This window comes from Polaromonas sp. P1_E1_2, assembly GCF_056406035.1.
This window is the reverse complement of record NZ_JBFUAZ010000714.1, coordinates 1-1,938: the sequence shown is the minus strand read 5'-3', so window position 1 is coordinate 1,938 and position 1,938 is coordinate 1. Positions and strand designations below refer to the sequence as shown.

Sequence of the window (1,938 nt, the reverse complement as noted above, 5' to 3'; positions counted from 1 at the left end):
ATGCCGGGCCGCAACCTCGAACGCACCTTCGACTTCGGCCTTTGTTTTAAGGTCCAGCGACACGCCACGGCCGTGGTTGCCGTCGGACGGCTTGACGACCACCGGCAGGCCGATGTCTTCGGCCGCTTCCCAGGCTTCTTCCGCTGTGGCGACGATCTGGCCTTCAGGCACCGGCACGCCGCAGGTGGCCAGCAGGCTTTTGGTCAGGTCCTTGTCATGGGCGATGCCTTCGGCGATGGCGCTGGTGAGGTCGGTTTCGGCCGTCCAGATGCGGCGCTGGCTGGCGCCGTAACCCAGTTGCACCAGGTTGCCGTCGTTCAGCCGGATATGCGGGATGCGGCGGTCGGTGGCGGCGGCCACGATGGAGGCCGTGCTGGGGCCGAGGTAGCAGTCGTCCACCTTGGTCCGGATTTTCTCGACGGCGGACTGCACGCCGGCCTGGCCGTAGTCTGTGCCGTTGATGGCGGCCATCAGCAGTCGGTGGCCTTCAGCCAGCGCGGTGCGGGCGACCTGCTCGTCGCGGGCACGGAACACCATGCGGTAAACGCCGCGCTGGGAGGTGCTGCGCGTCTGGCCGAAGCCGGTCGGCATGTCGGAAAGGTTCAGCAGCTCGATGACCACATGCTCCAGCACATGGCCGGACCAGGTGCCTTCCAGCAGGCGCTGGATGAAGCCGCCGCGCTCGCCCACGCCGCAGTGGTGTTCGACGAGGGCCGGCAACAGGGCGACCAGGCGGTCATTGAAGCCCGGCAACAGGTTGGAGGGGAAGTCTTCGAGGCTGCCGAGGTCCAGCCAGACTTCCAGCACGGGCCGATAGGTCCAGATGTTGGGACCGCGCAGGTAATTGATGCGCAGCAGCTTGATGTCGTCCTGTGGGCTCATTTTTCGCAAAATTGTCGGCAGGGTTGGGCCTTGCCACCCCGGGGAGCAAGGCTCGGCCCTGGCCGATGGATTTCAGTGTGAGGCCGGTCAAGGTCTCGGTGGGTCCCTGTGTCTCGTTATGTTGTTGTTTTTGTCGCGGCGATGGCCGCCAGGGGTCGATTTTGATGGTTCCGTCATTTTCAGGGGGTTGATATGGTCAAACCGGTCGCTTCAGGCCGCATTCGGCGAAAATCCCTGTTTCGGGCCTATTCGCGCAACTACGAAGWACCTGCGAATACCCTGCCGCGCCAGATGCGGGACGCCAAGATTTTCCACAACACAATGCAACACAACCACCCGGCAGACGACTCCAGCCCTACCGACCCTGTTCTGGCAGGGCTTCGCTCACAACTTGCAACCCAAGAGAACGTTTTGTGCACGCTGGTGGTTGACCTGGATAACCAACTTCATTTCGCCCGGGGCCTGCTGGCCCTGACGGACCGCCGGCTGCTGGCCTGCAACCCTGAAGGCGTATGGGCCAGCTGGCCCACGGCGGACGCCGACGGCACCGTATTGCAGGGGCTTTCACTGCGCCATTTCGACCATGCCGGCGTGGGCACGCTGGAGCTGCATGAAGCGGGCCGGCGGCTGGCCAGCTGGCGGTTTACCCTGGGTGCCAATGTGCAGGCCCTGCGCCTGGTGCGCCTGTTTGCCCAGCAGCAGGCCCCGGCAGCGGACGATGCCGCGGCGCTGGCCGAGGACACGGCCCTGTGCCCCGAGTGCGACCTGCCGCTGCCGCCCGACAGCGAGGAATGCCCGGCCTGCGCGCGCGAGCTGCACACGCCGCCTTCCACCTGGGTGCTGCTGCGCCTGTGGCGGTTTGCCGATCCGTACCGCTACCAGCTGCTGGCCGGATTTTTGCTGACTTTGGCTTCCACCGCCGCCACGCTGGTGCCGCCCTACCTCACGATTCCGTTGATGGACGACATCCTGATCCCGTTCCAGAACGGCCAGAAGATCGAGCCCTGGAAGGTGGGATTGCTGCTGGGTGGCCTGCTGGGCGCGGCCGTGCTGGGC

At 65.4% G+C, this 1,938-nt stretch carries 1 protein-coding gene and 1 pseudogene; one reads left to right on the top strand and one right to left on the bottom strand.

Translation table 11 applies throughout. The features are described 5' to 3' along the window. The coding region (locus AC1D1P_RS22040) for a cyanophycin synthetase family protein (RefSeq protein ID WP_477674446.1) at nt 1–882 on the bottom strand (882 nt) is incomplete at its 3' end. Nucleotides 883–1,203: 321 nt separating this feature from the next. Here AC1D1P_RS22040 and AC1D1P_RS22035 point away from each other — a divergent pair. Beyond that, nucleotides 1,204–1,938, top strand: a pseudogene (locus AC1D1P_RS22035) (cyanophycin metabolism-associated ABC transporter); the annotation flags it as partial.